This is a genomic window from Streptomyces sp. AC550_RSS872 (genome assembly GCF_019049285.1).
Classification (GTDB): Bacteria; Actinomycetota; Actinomycetes; order Streptomycetales; family Streptomycetaceae; genus Streptomyces.
Genome location: NZ_JAGMUL010000195.1, coordinates 13185 through 31388 on the forward strand (window position 1 = coordinate 13185; position 18204 = coordinate 31388).

Genomic DNA, 18204 nt, shown 5'->3' on the forward strand with positions numbered 1-18204 from the left:
CTGGCGGGCCTCCACAGGCTCCGCCGCCTGGCGCGCGGGAGCGCGGCGTCGTCGATGCCCGCCCCTAGTATCTCCGTTCTTGGGCATGATCCGAACAGGAGGGGTGAACCGACCTGTGGAAATCTCTGCGGCAGGGCGCCTTGAGGTCCGTATCACCACTGCTGACGTGGGTAAACGGGTCTCCGTACGCCGCCTGAACGATCCTGCGGCCGGGGGTGAGAAATTCACCGACACGGTGGGTGTTCTCGCATCATGGGACGAAGGTGTGCTGCTGATCACACGGAAGAGTGGCGACACCGTCCGCATCGCGGAATCGTCGCTGGTGGCGGGCAAGGTCGTGCCGAGTGCGCCGGCCCGTCGCCGGGGGCCCTCCGCCTCGTACGCGGAACTCGCGCACGTCTCCACGCGCGCGTGGCGGCCCGTGGAGAGCGAGATGCTCGGCGCCTGGGAGCTGCGGGCCGCGTCCGGGTTCACCCGTCGGGCCAACTCGGTGCTGCCTCTCGGCGACCCCGGAATGCCGCTGCCGGCCGCGCTGGATGTCGTACGGCGCTGGTACGGCGACCGTGGGCTCCCCGCGTACGTCCAGACCGCGACGGGGGCCGAGGGGACTCAGGAGCTCCTGTGCGCGGAGCTGGAGCGGCTGGGGTGGGTGCGGGAGGTCTCCGCCGAGATGTGGGTCGGGGCGCTGGCGCCGGTCGCCGACCGGGGTGAGGGTGCCGGAGTGGTGCTGTCCCGGGAGGCCGACGAGGCTTGGCTTGCGCGGTATCAGCGCAAGGGGGTGAGCGAGGTGGCCCTGAAGGTGCTGGGCAGCGGGCCGTCGGTGTGGTTCGCGACGGTTCCCGGTGCGGGCGGCGGTGCGCCCGCCGCCATCGGGCGGTGTGTCGTGGACGGGCGGTGGGCGGGGTTCGGCGCCGTGGAGGTCGATCCGGCGCTGCGTCGGCAGGGGCTGGCGACCCGGGTGATGACCGCGCTGGCGCGGCGGGCCCTGGACGAGGGGGCGTCGGCGGCGTGGCTGCACGTCGAGGCGGAGAACGCGGGTGCGCGGGAGATGTACGCCGGGATGGGGTTCGGTGCGCATCACTCGTATCACCACTACCGATCAGCGTGAGCAGCACTGTCGATCAGTGTGAGCCGCGGTACCGATCGTCGTGAAAGGGCACGAGCCAGCTATGCGTCCCCCCTACCCCCCGCCGCCCGAACGCTCCGCCGAACTGCGGCGGCGTTTCGCCGAAGAGGCACGGTCCGAGCGGCCCGATCTGTCCCTGCTCTGTCTGCTGGTGGGGGCCGAGGCGGACGGGGAGCTGGACGACGCGGGGATGGACGCCGTGCAGATGGAGCTGGACTCGCTGGCGGGCCAGCTGCCCTTCCGGCCCGGGGGGCCGCGGGAGTGGGCGGTCGCCCTGCGGGAGCTGCTCGGGGAGCGGTACGGGTTCCGCGGGTCCGCCGCGGACTATCAGCGGCTGGAGTCGTCGTTGCTGCACGAGGTGCTTCGGCGGCGGCGTGGGTTGCCGATTCTGCTGTCGGTGGTGTGGATGGAGGTCGCGCGGCGGGCGGGGGCGCCGGTGTACGGGGTCGCACTGCCGGGGCACTTTGTCGTGGGGTTCGGGCCCGCCGAGGATCAGGTGCTCGCCGATCCGTTCGACGGGGGGCGGGTGTTGACCGGGAGCGATGCGGAGTTGCTGGTGGCGGGGGCTACGGGGGCGGGGTTGCAGCCGTCGATGCTGGCGCCGGCGGATCCGTTGGACGTGGTGTCGCGGATTCTGAACAACGTTCGGGCATGGGCCGCGGCTCGGCCTGAGCGGACGGATGTGGCTCTGTGGGCCGTGGAGTTGTCGCTGTCGTTGCCTTCGCATCCGGCTCGGTTGCGGTTCGAGCGGGCGCGGTTGCTTGTTCAGCGGGGTGACTTCGTCGATGGGGCCGTGGAGTTGGAGCAGTACGCGGAGTTGATCAGTGGGGTGGACGAAGGGGCGGCTGAGCGGGTGCGGGGGGAGGCTCGGGCTGCTCGGGCGATGTTGAACTGAAGGTTCGCCCAGGCGCCGTACGGGGTGCGGCGATTCGGCGAGTGCGGGTGCGTTATGGCTTGTCGCGCCCACGCGGCGGAGCCGCATATTGATACAGCCCCGCGCCCCTGGGGGTTGCCCTGGGCGGCGCTTATAGCCACCCCTTTTCTCTCGCTATCCTCACCGCCTCCGACCTGTTTCGTGCCGCCAGCTTCTGGATCGCTGTCGAGAGGTAGTTGCGGACCGTGCCCTGGGACAGGTGCAGGGCCGCTGCCAGGTCCGCGTTCGTGGAGCCGTCCTCCGCTGCTCTCAGGATCTCTCGCTCGCGGTCCGTCAGCGGGTTGGCGCCCTCCGCCAGGGCCGCTGCCGCCAAGGTGGGGTCGATGACCCGTTCGCCTGCCAGGACCTTGCGTACCGCCTCTGCCAGTCGGGCCGCGGGGGCGTCCTTGACCAGGAAGGCGTCGGCGCCGGACTCCATGGCGCTGCGGAGGTAGCCGGGGCGGCCGAAGGTGGTGAGGACGACCAGTTTCACGGCGGGGAGTTCCTTGTGCAGCAGGGCCGCGGCCTCTATGCCCGTCGCGCCCGGCATCTCGATGTCCAGGAGTGCCACGTCGATGTCGTGCTCGCGGGCGGCCGGGAGGACCTCGTCGCCGCGGGCCACCTGGGCGACGACCTCGATGTCGTCCTCCAGGCCGAGCAGGGCGGCCAGGGCCTCGCGGACCATCGACTGGTCCTCGGCGAGCAGGACCTTGATCATGCGGCTCATGCGCCGGATCCTACGTCCGCCGTGGTCGCGGCGGCCGGGGCCCGGGCGATCAGGCGGAAACCATGCCGGGTTCCGCCCGCCTCCAGGGTGCCGCCGGCCTTCGTCAGGCGTTCCGTCAGGCCCGTCAGGCCGTGACCGGGGCCGTTGCCCTGGTCGCCGGAGCCGTCGTCCTCGACGGAGAGTTCGACGGCGGGGCCGTCGAGGGTCTGGCGGCGCAGGAGTTCCACCGTGCAGCGCCGGGCGCCGCTGTGCCGTACGACGTTGGTGACCGCCTCGCGCAGCGCCCAGGCGAGGGCCGTCTCGCTGTCCTCGGGGACGCCGGAGAGGTCGGGCTCGGCGGGGAGTACGGCGGTCACCCCGGCCGCCGTCAGGGCGACCCTGACGCCTGCCAGTTCTGCCGCGAGGCGCGGGCGGCGGTAGCCCGACACCGCCTCGCGCACGTCGACCAGGGCCTGGCGGCTGACCTGCTCGATGTCGGCGACCTGCTGGGCCGCCTTTTCGGGGTGGGCGGGGAGCATACGGCCGGCGAGTTCGCTCTTCAGCGTGATCAGCGACAGCGAGTGTCCCAGCAGGTCGTGCAGATCGCGGGCGAGGCGCAATCGTTCCTCGTTGGCCGCGAGTTGGGCGACGGTGGCGCGGGCCTCACGCAACTCGACGGTGGTACGGACCAGTTCACGGACGCCGGTCATGGAGAAGCCGCCGAGCAGGGCCGGGAAGAGCAGTCCGGACAGGAACGCCGCGCCGCCGGGGACTGCGAGGGCGACCCCGGTCAGCAAGGCGGACGCGGCCGGGACGGTCCAGCGGGCGAGGTGAAACGGCAGGGCGGCGCCTGAGGAGATCGCCACGTACACGAACAGGACGAGCCACTCGCGGCCGAGGGTGAGGGCGAGGACGGTCGACTGGGTGGCCAGGACCGCCACCGAGCCGAGCACGACGGCGTTGGTCTCGCCGCGTCCGGTGCGGAAGATCAGGGCGAAGTACCAGGCGACGAAGGCGACCAGGCCGATCCAGCCGAGGACGACGACACCGTCGCTGTGCCCGCCGTGCAGCAGGTCGCCCACCGGCGCGCTCAGGTAGGCGAGCCAGATCCCGATCCACAGGAACTTGACGGCCTTCTGCCTGCGGTTCTGCGGGCGCTGCCCGATCCCGACCCCTGTGCCGCTCACGCCTTCAACGTGTCCTTCCGGTACAGCCAGGCCGCGCCGCCCGTGAACAGGGCGAAGGAGACGGCGAGGACGACGAGGTCCTTCGCGTGCGGGGCCTGGCTCTGTTCGATGGCCTGCCCGAGGGCAGCGTACGCGTGCGTGGGGACCCAGGCGGCGATGTCCTGGAGCCACTGCGGGAAGTCCGTCGTGGGCGACCACAGGCCGCCGAGCAGGGACATCCCGAAGTAGACGATCATCGTGATCGGGCGCACCGCGTCCCCGCTCGCTGAGTATCCGATCGCCACCCCGAGCGCGGCGAAGACCAGGCTCCCGGCCCAGATCGCGCCGGTGAGCGCGAGCCACTGCCAGGCGTCGAGCCGTACGTCCTTCACCACGGCGGCGACGACGAAGATGACGACGATGGACGGCAGGCTGACCACGGCGGCGCTCGCGGTCTTGGCGAACACGTACCCGCGGCCGGGCAGGGTCGTCAGCCGCAGCTGCCGTACCCAGCCGCTCTCGCGCTCCTTGGCTATGCGCTCGCTGTTGCCCATCAGGACGGCCGTCAGGGCGCCGAAGGAGGCCATCGAGACCATCATGTAGGTCGGCAGTGTCAGGCCGGTGCCGTCGACCTTCGTCGTGCTGTCGGCGCTGCCCGCGATCAGCAGGAACAGGATCGACGGGTAGACCACCGAGAAGAACAGGAACTTGCGGTTGCGCAGGGCGCGGGTGAGTTCCAGCCGGATCAGGCCCTTCATGACGTGCGCGCCTCCTCGGCGGTGGTGATGGCGACGAAGGCCTGCTCAAGGCCGAGCCCGGCGACTTCGAGGTTGCGGGGGTAGAGGCCGAGGCCGTAGAGGGCGTGGACGGTCGCGTCGGCGTCGGCGGACTGGAGCCGGACCGTACGGCCGGACACGTCGTAGGTGGTCAGGAAGGGCAGGTTGCGCAGTGCGGCCTCGTCGACCGGGCCGTCGGGCAGGTCGAAGGAGATCCTGCGGGCGCCCGCCTTCGCCTTGATCTCGGCCGCCGTGGCGTCGGCCAGGAGCCGGCCGCGGTGCAGGACGAGCACTCGGTCGGCGATGGCGTCGGCCTCCTCCAGGTAGTGCGTGGCGAACAGGACCGTACGGCCCTGGTCGGCCTGTTCGCGCATGGTGGCCCAGAAGGCCTGGCGGGTGGTGACGTCCATGCCGGTCGTCGGCTCGTCCAGGACGATCAGGTCGCTGTCGCCGGCGGTGGCGAGGGCGAAGCGGACGCGCTGGGCCTGACCGCCGGAGAGCTTGTCGACCCTGCGGTCGGCGATCTGGGTGACGCCGGCCCGGGCGAGGACCTCGGAGACGGGGTACGGCCGCGGATGCAGATCGCAGGCCAGCCGCACCAGCTCGGCCACCGTGACCTCGTCCATCAGTCCGCCGCTCTGGAGCATGGCCCCCACCCGCCCGGCGGCGATCGCCTCGCGCGGCTCGGTGCCGAAGAGGCCGATCGTGCCGCTGTCGGGCCGTTTGAGGCCGAGCAGCAGGTCGAGCGTGGTCGACTTGCCCGCCCCGTTCGGGCCCAGCAGGGCCACGGTCTCCCCCGGGTGCAGCGCGAGCGTCAGCCCGTCGACGGCGCGCACATCCCCGTAGCTCTTGGTCACCTGGTCGAATCCGACCACTGTCGTTGTCATGTGCTCCAGGGTGGCCGCGCGGGCCCCCGGGCCGGCAGTGTCGGCGGTCCTGACTGCCGGATGACAGATGTCATACCGATCTTCTACGGCGAGAGGGGGCACCCGGTCTCGCCGGGTGCCCCCTCTCGCCGTACGCGACGAACCGCTAGCTGGGGTTCGTTTCGATGACCGCCACGCGGTTGGTCCTGCTCTTCAGCGCCTCACGCAGGGCGACGTAGACGTCCTGCGGTGTGACGGCCGTCTTCTTGCCGTTGGCCCGGGTGATGAGCACGCCGTCGAAGGCGCCGCCGTAGAGCTCCTTCAGCGCGGCCAGGTCGGGAGCGTCGACGAGCTTGCCGTTGACCGCCTTGACCTTGAGGAACTTCCACAGGGACTTCTCCGGGCTCATGAGGACGGGGCTCGCCCCGGCCGCCTGGACCGTCACCTTGGCCGACATCGCCGGCTCCGCGAACTCCTTCATCATCCGGTCGACCTCGGCGTTCGGGACCGTCGGCTGCCGGGTCGTCGTCGGGACGGTCACCGGGTCGCTCGCACCGGTCTCGACCTGGGTGCGGTAGGCCTGCTCGACCGCCTCGGTGGACTTGGCGACGTCGATGCCCTTGCCCGCCTTGCCGTAGACGGCGACGGCCTTGCCGGACTCGAACTTGATCGTGCCGTCGGTCACCGAGCCGGAGCCGCCGGAGGCGTCCTCGAGGGCGGCGTGCAGTTTCTCCTCGTCGGTGGGCATGACCGGGTCGACGACGCGGTGGTTGCCGAAGAGGGAGCCGATGACCGAGACCGGGTTGTAGTCGCTGGTCGCGGCCGCGCTGACGGTCTGCTGCATGTCGAACTGAAGCCCGGCCTTGTCCGGTTCCAGCGTCACCGTCCTGCCGCCCACGGACAGCTTCAGCGGCTTGCCCACCCGCTCGTCGAAGGCGTCGTTGAGCTTCTTGACCGCGTCGTCGCGGGTGCCGCCGCCGATGTCGACGCCGAGCACGGTGGTGCCCTTGGGCACGTCGGCGTGGGCCATCAGCAGGCCCGCGCCGTAGACGCCGCCCGCGAGGACGATCACTCCGCCGCCGACCAGCGCCAGCTTGTTGCGGCCCTTCTTCTTGGGCGCGCGGGAGGACTGGGTGTCCGACGAGCCGGTTTCGGGCAGCTTCGGGGGCGTGTGCGGCCCGGAGGGCTCGGTGCCGCCCGGCCCGAAGGGTCCGCTCTGGGCGCCGGAGGGCACGACGGGGATGCCGCTGGTGACGGTGTGGCCGGAGACGTTGTCGGCGACGCCGCCGTAGTGCGGGTTGCCGGGCTCGGGGGCCGGTTTCTGCGGGGTGAGGATCGCGGTGTCGTCGCTGAGCCCACCACCGGGGCCGTGGCCGGGGGCGTGCGGAGAGCCACCGGGGCCCGCGGGGCCGCCGGGGCCTGCGGAGATACCGGGACCGCCCGGGGCACCCGGACCGGAGGGACCGGGAGAACCGCCGGGGCCGGAGGGACCGCCGGGGCCGCTGCCGGGGCCGCCAGGACCACCGGGACGGCTCGGACCTGCGGAGATACCGGGAGCACCCGGACCACCCGGACCGCCCGGACCGGCAGAAATGCCGGGGCCGACCGGGCCTCGCGGACCGCCCGGGCGGCCGTGCGCACCGGAACCACGCTGGCTTCCGGGGCCACCCGGGCCGCCGGGGCCGCCGAGTCCGCCCTGGCCGCCGCCCGCGACCGGCGGCACCGCCGGGCCGTCGCCGGTGACCGGGCCGGTCGTCGGGCCCGTGGGACCCTGTGGGCCGCCCTGGCCGCCGCGGCCGTTCGGGCCGTTGAAGTCGCTCGGGCCGCCGAAGTCGTCGAGGCCGTGGGGGGTGCCGAAGTCGTTCGGGGCGTCGAAGTCGTTCGGAGCGTTGAAGTCGGCGGACGGGTCGAAGCCGCCGGGGCCGCCCTGCGTGCCGTAACCGTTCTGGCCGCCTTGGCCGTTCTGGCCGTGCCGGCTGCCGCCGCCGTTGTCCGAGAAGTACGGCAGGTCGTCGCGGCGGGCCTCGTCGCCGGGGCGGGCGCCGTTGCCGTTGCCGCGCGGGCCGGCCGCCAGTGCCTCGGTCACGTCGAAGGAACCGGTGCCTCCGCCGTGTCCGGGAGCCACGGGGCCGCCGGTCGCGCCGGGGAGGCCCGCGCCGTTCGTGGCGCCGGGGCGGGAGCCGCCCGGGACGTTCATCGAGCCGACGACACCACCGGGCCGACCGGCACCGGAACCCGGACGCGCACCACCGGCGCTCGTCCCGGCGGAACCGCCCGCGCCGGGGCCCGAACCGCCGGGCAGACCGGCACCGTTGGAGGGCGTGCCGCCCTGACCGCCCTTGGGTGCGCCGGACTTGCGCGGCGCGAACCAGTCGCTCGTCTTCTCCCCCGCCTGCCCCGTGGGCTCGGCCGGGGGTTCCACGGTGCCCATGGACATGGAGGTGGCGGCGGACGGCGTCGGCGTCGGCGTCTCGGCGGGCGCGCCGGAGCCGGAGCCGGAGGCCTGCCCGTCGGCGTCGGCGACGGGCTGGCGTACGACCACGGGCGGAATGGGCCGCGATCCGGGGATGTTGATCCGGATCCGCGTCGTCAGCGTGGTCTCGGTTTTACGTTCCTCCGGCTGCGTGGCCGAACGGCCCGCGTCCGCACCGCTGTCGGAAGCCATGGGGGTCCCGTACGGCGGCGTGCCCGAGGGGTATGCGGCTCCGCCGTGCCCGTTGGGCCCGGAGGACGGAGTGTCAGTTTCACGACTCAAGGCAGGTTCTCCCGGTTGGCTCCGCCGCCGTTTCGACCCCATTGCTCCGGGCGGCTCGGCGGCGCGCACCACCATACTGGCCACTTCTGGCCCGTATCCCACGACCGCCTGGGAAACCCACACGGGACTCGCACGAGTGCGTAGTGGAGAAGTGGTACGTCACTTGCCAAGTCGGACCCCGTCGCCGCCAGGTTGCCGCACCGGGGCGAGGGTGGCACAGATCACAGCCACGGCCATGCCGCCGAGCAGGAAGAGATAGGACGCGGCTCCTGTGCCGAAGACGAAGTCGCCTTCCGGGCGGCTGGCGGTGAGCAGGATGACAGTGATCATCCAGCCGCCGGCGGATACGACGGCCCCGGCCCGGCTGCCCGTCGCGCGGGCGGCGCCCAGGCAGAGGCCCGCCTCACCGGCGAGCGCGAGCAACAGGCCGCCCGGGAACCAGGCGGGCTGTACCAGGGCCCCGGCCAGTGCGACGACCGCCCCGAGCACGAAGAGTCCGAGGTGGGCGAGGACACGCAGGGCGGAAGGCCGCTTCAGCGGCTGGGCGAGCATCGAGCTCATGACGCCTCCCCGAGGGTCACTCCGGCGAACAGGTCGGTCTCCGTCTCGGCCCCCGGCTCCGTCGTTCTCTCTCCGCGTACCAACTCGTAGTACTCGGTGGTGAAGAGGGGTTGCGCGAGTTCGTTGGAGAGCGCGAAGTACGGCGTGGTCGGCTCGGCCACCTCGATCTGGGTGGCGTGCGCCCGCATCGCGGCGGCCTTGGCGGTGGCGTGCGCGGTGCCGTCGATCACGGTGGTGATCCGCTGGTCGTCGACTACGCCCGGGACGTCGGCGACGGAGGCCGCCTTGCCGAACGGCAGCCCGGGCAGATCCACCTGAAGTCGGGCGAAGGCCTCGTCGGCGACCGTGCGCGGGACGCGGTTCCAGTAGACCTTGGGGATCCGCCAGCCGGCGTCGTCGGCCAGCTCGGCCGCGCGCATGGCGATGCGGTGGGCCTGGATGTGGTCGGGGTGGCCGTAGCCGCCGTCGGGGTCGTAGGTGACCAGGACCTGGGGGCGTACCTCCAGGATCACCTCGACGAGCTCGCGGGCCGCCTCGTCGACGTCGGCCTGCCACAGACTGGCCGGGTCGTCGTTGTCGGCGATGCCCATCATCCCGGAGTCCTCGTAGCGGCCCTTGCCGCCGAGGAGACGGAAGTCCTCGACGCCGAGCTCGCGCATGGCGGCCGTGAGCTCACCCAGGCGGTGTTCGCCGAGCGCGGTGCCGGTCAGGTGCCGGAGCTCGGGGGGAATGACCTCGCCGTGCTCACCGAGGGTGCAGGTGACCAGGGTCACCCGGGCACCCTCGGCCGCGTACTTGGCCATGGTGGCGCCGTTGTTGATCGACTCGTCGTCCGGATGCGCGTGCACCAGGAGCAGACGCCGGTCGGGCAGTTCCGTCATGGGCACCACCCTACGAGGCGCCACCGACAGCGCCGCGCGGCGTCGCTCAGAACTTGATGCTGCCGATCATGCCCGCGATGTTCGTCGTCAGCTCGCTGATGGTGGGAGCGACCGTCGACGACGCCAGGTAGAAGCCGAGCAGCATGCAGACCACCGCGTGACCCGCCTTCAGTCCTGATTTCTTGATCAGCAGGAAGACGATGATCGCCAGCAGCACCACCGCCGAAATCGAGAGTGCCACGGCGGTTCACCTCCAAGAATCCCAGGGGCGGGGGGTCGGACTATGGGGGCAGATAAATCCATGCAGCAGCCAGCAGGTTCATACCCACTTGGCGCTTGTGATCATAACTATCCGTCCGTGCGCATCGATCGGCGCACAGCCGCACAAGGGGGCGCACTGGCCAATATGGTCAGGGCATGACGAACGAGCCTGTCTCCTTCCCCCGCCGGCACGCCCGCACCCAGAGGTTCACGCTCGGCGCGCCGCGCGCGTTCGCGGTGGCGCCCGACGGTTCCCGTGTCGTGTTCCTGCGCTCCAGCTCCGGTACGGATCCGGCGAGTTCGCTGTGGGTGCTCGACACGGCGGACGGCCAGGAGCGCGTGGCGGCCGACCCGCGCGCCCTGCTGGGCGGCGCCTCCGAGGACCTCTCGGCCGAGGAGCGGGCGCGGCGCGAGCGCAGCCGTGAGGGCGGCGCCGGCATCGTCGCCCAGGCCACCGACGCGGCTGTCGAATTGGCGTCCTTCGCCTTGTCAGGGCGGCTTTTCACGGCCGAGCTGCGGGCCGGTACGGCGCGTGAACTCCCGGTCCCCGGGCCGGTGATCGACCCGCGCCCCTCCCCCGACGGACGGCACATCGCGTACGTCGCGCAGGGCGCACTCAGGGTGGTCGGGGCCGAGGGAGAGGGCGACCGTGCGCTCGCCGAGCCGGAGTCGGACGGGGTGACGTACGGACTGGCCGAGTTCATCGCCGCCGAGGAGATGGGGCGCCACCGGGGCTTCTGGTGGGGTCCGGAGTCGGACTCGCTGCTGGTGGCGCGCGCGGACGACACACCGGTGCGCCGGTGGTGGATCGCCGATCCGGCGCGTCCCGAGCGCGAGCCGCAGCAGGTGGCGTACCCGGCGGCGGGGACGGCGAACGCGGAGGTACGGCTGTTCGTGATCGGTCTCGACGGGGTGCGCACGGAGGTCGCGTGGGACCGGGCGCGGTACCCGTATCTGGCGCGAGTGCACTGGTCAGCGGCGGGTGCGCCGCTGCTGCTCGTACAAGCGCGCGATCAGCGCAGTCAGCTGTTCCTGGCCGTGGACCCGGCGACCGGGGCGACCCGGATGGTGCACGCGGACGAAGATCCACAATGGCTGGAACTTTTCCCTGGCGTGCCCTGCTGGAGCCCTTCCGGACACCTCGTGCGCATCGCCGACGAGGGCGGGGCGCGGGTGCTCACGGTGGGCGAACGTCCGTTGACCGGGCCGCAGTTGCATGTCCGGGCGGTCCTCGACGTCTCCGACGACGACGTGCTGATCTCGGCGTCGGCGGGCGAGGGTGCGGCGGAGCCCGAGATCGGTGAAGTGCATGTGTACCGGGTGAACGAGCTCGGCATGGAGCGCGTGTCACAGGAGCCCGGCGTGCATTCGGCGGTGCGCGCCGGGGGCGTGACAGTGCTGGTGTCCCATACGCCGGATCGGCCCGGGGCCCAGGTCCGGGTACTGCGCGACGGGAAGCAGACGGCGGCGGTCCGGTCGTATGCCGAAGATCCCGGTTTGACCCCGCGCGTGACCCTCACCGAAGGGGGCGCACGGCGAATCCCGTGCGCCGTGCTTATGCCTCGGGACTACGCCGGTGACACGCCGCTCCCGGTTTTGCTGGATCCCTACGGGGGACCGCACGCCTCCCGGGTGGTCGCCGCGCACAACGCGTACCTGACCTCGCAGTGGTTCGCCGACCAGGGGTTCGCGGTGATCGTCGCGGACGGGCGCGGGACACCGGGGCGCTCGCCCGCCTGGGAGAAGGCCGTCAAGGACGACATCGCGGCGATCGTGGTGCAGGACCAGGTCGACGCTCTGCACGCGCTCGCCGAGCGGTTCCCGCTCGATCTGACCCGCGTGGCCATCCGGGGCTGGTCCTTCGGCGGCTATCTGGCAGGGCTCGCCGCGCTGCGCCGCCCGGATGTCTTCCACGCGGCGGTGGTCGGCGCGCCGGTCACCGACCTGCGCCTGTACGACACCCACTACCAGGAGCGGTACGTCGGACACCCCGACGAGCAGCCGGAGGTCTACCGCCGCAACTCACTGATCGACGACACGGGGCTGGTGGACCCGGCCGAACCGCACCGCCCGATGATGATCGTCCACGGCCTCGCCGACGACAACGTGGTCGTCGCCCACTCCCTGCGCCTGTCCTCGGCCCTGCTTGCCGCCGGCCGTCCGCACGAGGTGCTGCCGCTGTCCGGCGTCACGCACATGACCCCGCAGGAAGCGGTCGCGGAGAACCTGCTGCTGCTTCAGCTGGACTTCCTACAGCGGTCCCTGACATAGCGGCTCAAAGGCACCCGAACCGCGTTAACACCGAGGCAACTTCACCGAAGCGGTACCGATATACGGACGGTGGAGGCTGAACAGCGTACGGCCGTGCGGGTGCCGTAAACGGGCCGGGGTGCGCCATGTCACCCCGGCCCGTTGCCTTGCCCCGCCACCGCCGCTGCCGCCTCCGCGAAATGGCACGCCGAGTCGTGCGCCTCGGGCCCGCTCAGCGCCCGGAACCGCGCGGGCACCGCGAGCAGCGGTACCTCCTGGGCGCAGCGGTCCTCGGCCTTCCAGCAGCGGGTGCGGAAGCGGCAGCCGGAGGGGACGTTGGTCGGGGACGGGACGTCACCGGCGAGGATGATGCGCTCACGGCGGTCGCGGGCCTCCGGGTCGGGGACGGGGACCGCGGAGAGCAGGGCCTGGGTGTAGGGGTGCGTGGGGTGGTCGTAGATCTCGGCGTCCCTGCCGATCTCCACGATCCGGCCGAGGTACATCACGCCGACTCGGTCGGAGATGTGCCGGACGATGGACAGGTCGTGGGCGATGAAGACGTAGGAGAGGTCGAACTCGTTCTGGAGGCGGTCCATCAGGTTGATGACCTGGGCCTGCACGGAGACGTCCAGGGCGGATACGGGTTCGTCGGCGACGATGACCTCCGGGCGCAGTGCCAACCCCCGTGCGATGCCGATGCGTTGGCGCTGGCCGCCGGAGAACTGGTGCGGGTAGCGGTTGATGTGCTCGGGGTTGAGGCCGACCACGTCGAGCAGGTCCTGGACCCTGCGGCGACGGTCGCCCCTGGGGGCGACCTCGGGGTGGATGTCGTACGGCTCGCCGATGATGTCACCCACCGTCATACGGGGGTTGAGCGAGGTGTACGGGTCCTGGAAGACCATCTGGATGTTGCGGCGTACGGCCTTCAGGGCGCGGCCGGAGAGCCTGGTGATGTCCTCGCCCTTGTACTTGATCGAACCGGCCGTCGGGCGTTCCAGGTTGACCAGCATCTTCGCGACCGTCGACTTGCCGCAGCCGGACTCGCCGACGATGCCCAGGGTCTCACCGCGGTGCAGGGTGAAGTCGACGCCGTCGACGGCCTTGACGGCGCCGATCTGCTTCCTGAAGAGGATGCCCCGGGTGAGCGGGTAGTGCTTGACGAGCCCGCTCACCTCAAGAATCGCCTCGGCCATGCAGGCACTCCCTCCAGAAGTGGCAGGCGCTGTGCCGGGTGGTGTCCGTGCCGGTGACCTCGTACAGCGGGGGTACGTCGGTACGGCACAGGTCCTGGGCCAGGGGGCAGCGGGGGTGGAAGGCGCAGCCCTGCGGGATGTTCATGAGATTGGGGGGCAGGCCCTTGATGGCGTAGAGCTCCCGCCCCTTCTGGTCCAGGCGCGGGATCGACTCCAGCAGGCCCTTGGTGTACGGGTGGGCGGGCGCCTTGTAGATGTCGTGGACCGGCGCGGACTCGACGATGCGGCCCGCGTACATGACGGCGATCCGGTCGGCCACGTCGGCAACGACGCCGAGGTCGTGGGTGATGAGGATCAGCCCCATGCGGTACTCGCGCTGCAACTCCGCGAGCAGGTCCATGACCTGGGCCTGGACGGTGACGTCGAGGGCCGTGGTGGGCTCGTCGGCGATGATGAGGGCCGGTTCGAGGGCGAGGGCCATCGCGATCATGATGCGCTGGCGCATACCGCCGGAGAACTGGTGCGGGTACTGCCTGACGCGCTCCTTCGCGGCCGGGATGCGCACGCGGTCCATCAGCTCCACGGCCTTCGCGCGCGCGTCCTTCCGCGACATCCCCCGGTGCACCACGAACATCTCGCCGAGCTGGTCGCCGACGGTCAGCACGGGGTTCAGGGACGACAGGGCGTCCTGGAAGATCATCGCCATCTCGGCGCCGCGGAGCCTGCGGCGCTCGTCTTCCCTCAGCTTCAGCAGGTCCCGTCCCTGGAAGAGGATCTCGCCCCCGGTGATCCGCCCGGGCGGCATGTCGAGGATCCCCATCACCGCCTGCGCGGTGACCGACTTCCCGGAGCCGGACTCTCCGAGGACGGCCAGGGTCTCCCCCTCGTCGACGGCGTAGCTGACGCCGTTCACGGCCTTGGCGACCAGCCCGTCCCGGGTTCGGAACTCCACCTTCAGGTCACGTACTTCGAGCAGCATGGCGCTCCGCTGGTTGTGCCGCGATGGGTCGTCGGTTGCGTGCAGGTTCGTTGTGGCTGGTCGCGCCCGCGCGGCGGAGCCGAACATCAACACAGCCCCGCGCCCCTGGGGCGCTGCCGCGCCCGTCGGCTGAAGATGCCCCCGCGTTGCCTCGCACCCCGTCACCTCAGCTTCGGATCCAGGGCGTCGCGTACCGCGTCGCCCAGCATGATGAAGGCGAGGACCGTGATGGCCAGGGCGCCTGAGGGCCACAGGAGGGCGTGGGGGGCGTTGCGGATGTAGGGGGAGGCCGCCGAGATGTCGATGCCCCAGGAGACGCTGGGGGGTTTGAGGCCCACGCCCAGATAGGACAGCGTTGCCTCCAGGGCGATGTACGTGCCCAGTGCGATGGTGGCGACCACGATCACCGGGGCCACGGCGTTGGGCGCGATGTGACGGAGCAGGATGCGGGAGTTGGAGGCGCCGAGGGCGCGGGCGGCCTGGACGTAGTCGTTCTGCCTGGCGGTGATGACCGCGCCGCGGGCGATGCGGGAGATCTGGGGCCAGCCGAGCAGCACGATGAAGCCGATGACCGGCCAGATGCTGTTGCTGGTGACCACGGAGAGCAGGACCAGGCCCCCGAGGATCACCGGGATCGCGAAGAAGACGTCGGTGACGCGGGAGAGGAGCGAATCCCACAGGCCGCCGAAGAAGCCGGCGAGCGCGCCCAGCACCGAGCCGAGGACCGCGACGCCGAGCGTGGCGCAGACGCCGACGGCGACGGACGTACGGGCGCCGTAGACCGTGCGGGTGTAGACGTCGCAGCCCTGGCCGTCGTAGCCGAAGGGATGACCGGGCGCGGAGCCCTGCTGGGCCTTGGCGAGGTCGCACTTGAGGGGGCTGCCGGAGGCGATGGCCGAAGGCCACAGGGAGATGAGGACCAGGAACGCGATGATCAGGGTCGAGAGGATGAAGACCGGGTTGCGGCGCAGGTCCCGCCAGGCGTCGGACCACAGGCTGCGGGGTTGTTCGGGAGAGGCGGAGGGTGCAGCCGGGTCTTCGGGGGCTGAGGGTGCTGAGGGCTTCAGGGTGGCCTTGTGAGGGGTCGGAGGGCTTTCCAGGGTTTCCGCCTCGCTCGCGGCCCACTGCACCGCGCCGCCCGTGCCCCCGCTGCCGGCGACGGCTCCCGCGCCCTCGGACTGGAACGGCTGTTCAGGCATAGCGGATCCTCGGGTCGAGTACGGCGTACAGGAGGTCGACGAGCAGGTTGCAGAGGAGGAAGACAAGGACGAGGACCGTCACGAAGCCGACGACCGTCTGGGTGTTCTGGCGCAGGATGCCCTGGTAGAGCTGGAAGCCGACGCCGTGGATGTTGAAGATCCGCTCGGTGACGATGGCGCCGCCCATGAGGAAGCCGATGTCGGCACCGAGGAAGGTGACGACAGGGATGAGGGAGTTGCGCAGGAGGTGCCGGGTGACCACCCGGTGTCGGGGCAGGCCCTTGGCGATGGCGGTGCGGACGTAGTCGGAGCGCCGGTTCTCCGCGATGGACGTACGGGTCAGACGGGTGACGTAGGCGAGGGAGACCGTGGCCAGGACGAGGCCCGGGAGGAGCAGTTCACCGAAGGGGGCGGCCGGGGAGACCGACGGGCGGATCCAGCCCCACTCCACGCCGAGCAGCAGTTGGAGCAGCAGGCCGGTGACGAAGGTGGGGACGCTGATGACGACGAGGGTGAGCAGCAGGACGCCGGTGTCGACGGGGCGGCCGCGGCGCAGACCGGTGAGGACGCCCAGGGTGATGCCGATGACGATCTCGAAGAGGACGGCCACGATCGTGAGGCGGAGGGTCACGGGGAACGCCGTCGACATCAGCTCGGTGACTTCCTGGCCGTTGAACGCCGTACCGAAGTCTCCGGTGAAGACGTTCCCCATGTAGGTCAGGTACTGCTGCCACACGGGCTTGTCGAGGCCGAACTCCTTGCGCAGCTGGGCCGCCGTCGCCGGGTCGCACTGCCGGTCGCCGCACAGGCCCGCGATGGGGTCGCCCATCACGTTGACCATGAGGAAGATCAGCAGGGTGGCTCCGACGAACACCGGGACCATCTGGAGCAGACGGCGTACGACGTACTGGCCCATGGCGGGCTCAGCCGACCTTGATCTCGTGGTAGACGGGGACGCTGAAGGGGTTGAGGGCCACGTTGGACAGCCGCTGCGACCAGCCGGCGCTGCCGTTCTGGTACCAGAGCGGGATGGAGGCCATGTTGTCCCGGACGACCGTCTCGGCCTTCTGGAACATCTTCACGGCCTTCGCGGGGTCCGTCTCGGCGTTCGCCTCGTCGACGAGGCGGTCGAACTCCTCGCTCGACCACTTGCCGTCGTTGGAGGAGGCGTTGGTGTAGTAGAGGGGCTGGAGGAAGTTCTGGGTCAGCGGGTAGTCCATCTGCCAGCCCGCCCGGAACGGCCCGGACAGCTTCTGGGTCGTGGACTTGGCTCGGAAGTCGGCGAAGGTGCCGATCGGGTTGCCGACACAGGCCCGGTCGTTGCCCAGGGCGTTGTTGATGGAGTTGCAGACGGCGTCGACCCACAGCTTGTGGGAGCCGGTGTCCGCGTTGTACGTGATCTTCACCTGCCCGCCGGGCAGCCCGCCGCCCTCCTTGATCAGCTTCTTCGCCGCGGCGGCGTCGTACCGGCACCACTCACCGCACAGCCCCGCCTGGTAACCGCCGTCCTTGCCGAGGACGGGTGAGGTCCAGTCGGTGGCGGGGGTGCGGGTCTTCTGGAAGATGGTGTCGGTGATCTGCTCGCGGTCGATCGCCCGGGACAGTCCCTTGCGGACCTTGACCGAGCCGGCGGTGTTCCATTTCCTGTCGTAGTGGGGGAAGGCCAGGGTCTGGATGATGCCGGCGGGGGTGCTCAGGTAGCGGTCGCCGAGGTCGCCGCGGACGTTCTTCAGCTGCTGGGCCGGGACGTCGTCGACGAGGTCGAGGTTGCCGGCCATCAGGTCGGTGTAGGCCGTGTTGTTGTCCGTGTAGACCTTGAGGGTGACGCCGTCGTTCTGTGCCGCGTCCGGGCCCGGGTAGGTGTCCCACTTCGTCAGGCGCATCTCGGAGCCCTTGGTGTACGACTCCACCGTGTAGGGGCCGTTGCCAACGGGCTTGGCCAGCCAGCCGGCGTGGTCGTCGTAGAACGCCCTCGGCAACGGGACGAAGGCGTTGTAGCCGAGGGTGTCGGGGAAGCTGGAGAACGTCTGGCTGAGCCGGACGGTGAACGTCCGGTCGTCGACGACCTTCAGTCCGGACAGGGTGCCGGCGCGCTGCTCGCCCTGCTCGGGGTGGACCTCGTCGTATCCCTCGATGTAGCTGAAGAAGTAGGCGTTCTTCTGGTTGTTCTTCAGGCTCGCCCCGTAGTTCCAGGCGTCCACGAAGGACTTGGCGGTGACCTTCTCGCCGTTGCTGAAGGTCCAGCCGTCCTTGACGGTGATCGTGTAGTTCCGCGAGTCGGAGGTCTCGATCTTCTCGGCGAGCATGTCCTCGGCGGCGCCGGTCTTCGGGTCGTACTGCTTGAGCCCCCGGAAGATCATGGAGAGGACCTTGCCGCCCTGCACCTCGTTGGTGTTGGCGGGTTCCAGCGGGTTCTGCGGATCGGTCCACGAGGAGCTGAACACGGCGCCGCCGGCGCCGGCGCTGTCGCCCCCGCCTCCGCAGGCCGTGGCCGCGAGTGCGACCACCACCGCGCATACGGCCCGTCCGGCGTGCGTGGCTCCCCGCATGGAGTGCCTCCTCTTCGTGCGCT

The 18204-nt window shown here is 70.9% G+C and carries 16 protein-coding genes; 3 read left to right on the forward strand and 13 right to left on the reverse strand.

Annotation, left to right across the window (positions count from 1 at the left end; all coding sequences use genetic code 11):
- The first annotated feature begins 85 nt into the window (after positions 1–85).
- Together KUM44_RS40555 and KUM44_RS40560 are read left to right on the forward strand one after the other, a co-directional pair.
- Positions 86–1108 (forward strand): GNAT family N-acetyltransferase, encoded by a 1023-nt coding sequence (locus KUM44_RS40555; protein ID WP_254390822.1) that lies wholly within the window; start codon positions 86–88, stop codon positions 1106–1108.
- A 61-nt stretch (positions 1109–1169) separates the two neighbouring features.
- Entirely contained in the window at positions 1170–2021 is an 852-nt protein-coding gene (locus KUM44_RS40560) for a transglutaminase-like domain-containing protein (protein ID WP_217214776.1), read from the forward strand.
- 130 nt (positions 2022–2151) lie between these two features.
- Here KUM44_RS40560 and KUM44_RS40565 read toward each other — a convergent pair whose 3' ends face one another.
- The 8 genes from KUM44_RS40565 to KUM44_RS40600 form a co-directional block, all read right to left on the reverse strand.
- Positions 2152–2766 (reverse strand): response regulator transcription factor, encoded by a 615-nt coding sequence (locus KUM44_RS40565; protein ID WP_217214777.1) that lies wholly within the window; start codon positions 2764–2766, stop codon positions 2152–2154.
- Positions 2763–3932: a sensor histidine kinase gene (locus KUM44_RS40570; protein WP_217214778.1), complete on the reverse strand. Its 1170-nt coding sequence runs from the start codon at positions 3930–3932 to the stop codon at positions 2763–2765. Before KUM44_RS40570 ends, KUM44_RS40565 begins: the two co-directional genes overlap by 4 nt.
- On the reverse strand, positions 3929–4669 hold the full coding sequence (locus tag KUM44_RS40575; protein ID WP_217214779.1) for an ABC transporter permease: 741 nt from the start codon (positions 4667–4669) through the stop codon (positions 3929–3931). The genes KUM44_RS40570 and KUM44_RS40575 overlap by 4 nt, the downstream gene beginning before the upstream one ends.
- A complete protein-coding gene (locus KUM44_RS40580; RefSeq protein ID WP_217214780.1) occupies positions 4666–5574 on the reverse strand; it encodes an ABC transporter ATP-binding protein in 909 nt (302 codons plus the stop codon). Before KUM44_RS40580 ends, KUM44_RS40575 begins: the two co-directional genes overlap by 4 nt.
- Positions 5575–5719: 145 nt before the next feature.
- A complete protein-coding gene (locus tag KUM44_RS40585) occupies positions 5720–8308 on the reverse strand; it encodes a hypothetical protein (protein WP_217214781.1) in 2589 nt (862 codons plus the stop codon).
- Between the two features lie 159 nt (positions 8309–8467).
- Positions 8468–8869, reverse strand: a complete 402-nt coding sequence (locus KUM44_RS40590; protein WP_217214782.1) for a DUF6113 family protein — start codon at positions 8867–8869, stop codon at positions 8468–8470.
- The gene (mshB, locus tag KUM44_RS40595; protein WP_217214783.1) at positions 8866–9750 is read right to left on the reverse strand and encodes an N-acetyl-1-D-myo-inositol-2-amino-2-deoxy-alpha-D-glucopyranoside deacetylase; all 885 of its coding nucleotides are present in this window, start codon (positions 9748–9750) and stop codon (positions 8866–8868) included. Before mshB ends, KUM44_RS40590 begins: the two co-directional genes overlap by 4 nt.
- A 46-nt stretch (positions 9751–9796) precedes the next feature.
- On the reverse strand, positions 9797–9991 hold the full coding sequence (locus KUM44_RS40600) for a hypothetical protein (RefSeq protein WP_019755516.1): 195 nt from the start codon (positions 9989–9991) through the stop codon (positions 9797–9799).
- 176 nt (positions 9992–10167) lie between these two features.
- Here KUM44_RS40600 and KUM44_RS40605 point away from each other — a divergent pair, with 176 nt between their 5' ends.
- A complete protein-coding gene (locus tag KUM44_RS40605; RefSeq protein WP_217214784.1) occupies positions 10168–12282 on the forward strand; it encodes a prolyl oligopeptidase family serine peptidase in 2115 nt (704 codons plus the stop codon).
- Between the two features lie 128 nt (positions 12283–12410).
- Here the strand turns inward: KUM44_RS40605 and KUM44_RS40610 are convergent, their stop codons facing one another.
- From KUM44_RS40610 to KUM44_RS40630, 5 genes are all read right to left on the reverse strand, one after another.
- A complete protein-coding gene (locus KUM44_RS40610; RefSeq protein WP_217214785.1) occupies positions 12411–13454 on the reverse strand; it encodes an ABC transporter ATP-binding protein in 1044 nt (347 codons plus the stop codon).
- Positions 13435–14433, reverse strand: coding sequence for an ABC transporter ATP-binding protein (locus tag KUM44_RS40615; RefSeq protein ID WP_217214786.1), 999 nt, complete (start codon positions 14431–14433; stop codon positions 13435–13437). Before KUM44_RS40615 ends, KUM44_RS40610 begins: the two co-directional genes overlap by 20 nt.
- Before the next feature lie 161 nt (positions 14434–14594).
- Positions 14595–15632, reverse strand: coding sequence for an ABC transporter permease (locus tag KUM44_RS40620; protein ID WP_217214787.1), 1038 nt, complete (start codon positions 15630–15632; stop codon positions 14595–14597).
- Positions 15625–16548, reverse strand: a complete 924-nt coding sequence (locus tag KUM44_RS40625; protein WP_217214788.1) for an ABC transporter permease — start codon at positions 16546–16548, stop codon at positions 15625–15627. Before KUM44_RS40625 ends, KUM44_RS40620 begins: the two co-directional genes overlap by 8 nt.
- 7 nt (positions 16549–16555) lie before the next feature.
- A complete protein-coding gene (locus KUM44_RS40630) occupies positions 16556–18181 on the reverse strand; it encodes an ABC transporter substrate-binding protein (protein ID WP_217214789.1) in 1626 nt (541 codons plus the stop codon).
- Positions 18182–18204: the final 23 nt, after the last annotated feature.

Excerpts from the sequence above, each read along its gene's own strand:
- KUM44_RS40620 (WP_217214787.1), bottom strand. The coding sequence starts at position 15,632 with ATGCCTGAACAGCCGTTCCAGTCCGAGGGCGCGGGAGCCGTCGCCGGC.
- KUM44_RS40565 (WP_217214777.1), bottom strand. The coding sequence starts at position 2,766 with ATGAGCCGCATGATCAAGGTCCTGCTCGCCGAGGACCAGTCGATGGTC.
- KUM44_RS40610 (WP_217214785.1), bottom strand. The coding sequence starts at position 13,454 with ATGGCCGAGGCGATTCTTGAGGTGAGCGGGCTCGTCAAGCACTACCCG.
- KUM44_RS40625 (WP_217214788.1), bottom strand. The coding sequence starts at position 16,548 with ATGGGCCAGTACGTCGTACGCCGTCTGCTCCAGATGGTCCCGGTGTTC.
- KUM44_RS40590 (WP_217214782.1), bottom strand. The coding sequence starts at position 8,869 with ATGAGCTCGATGCTCGCCCAGCCGCTGAAGCGGCCTTCCGCCCTGCGT.
- KUM44_RS40555 (WP_254390822.1), top strand. The coding sequence starts at position 86 with ATGATCCGAACAGGAGGGGTGAACCGACCTGTGGAAATCTCTGCGGCA.
- KUM44_RS40615 (WP_217214786.1), bottom strand. The coding sequence starts at position 14,433 with ATGCTGCTCGAAGTACGTGACCTGAAGGTGGAGTTCCGAACCCGGGAC.
- KUM44_RS40605 (WP_217214784.1), top strand. The coding sequence starts at position 10,168 with ATGACGAACGAGCCTGTCTCCTTCCCCCGCCGGCACGCCCGCACCCAG.
- KUM44_RS40630 (WP_217214789.1), bottom strand. The coding sequence starts at position 18,181 with ATGCGGGGAGCCACGCACGCCGGACGGGCCGTATGCGCGGTGGTGGTC.
- mshB (WP_217214783.1), bottom strand. The coding sequence starts at position 9,750 with ATGACGGAACTGCCCGACCGGCGTCTGCTCCTGGTGCACGCGCATCCG.
- KUM44_RS40560 (WP_217214776.1), top strand. The coding sequence starts at position 1,170 with ATGCGTCCCCCCTACCCCCCGCCGCCCGAACGCTCCGCCGAACTGCGG.
- KUM44_RS40580 (WP_217214780.1), bottom strand. The coding sequence starts at position 5,574 with ATGACAACGACAGTGGTCGGATTCGACCAGGTGACCAAGAGCTACGGG.
- KUM44_RS40575 (WP_217214779.1), bottom strand. The coding sequence starts at position 4,669 with ATGAAGGGCCTGATCCGGCTGGAACTCACCCGCGCCCTGCGCAACCGC.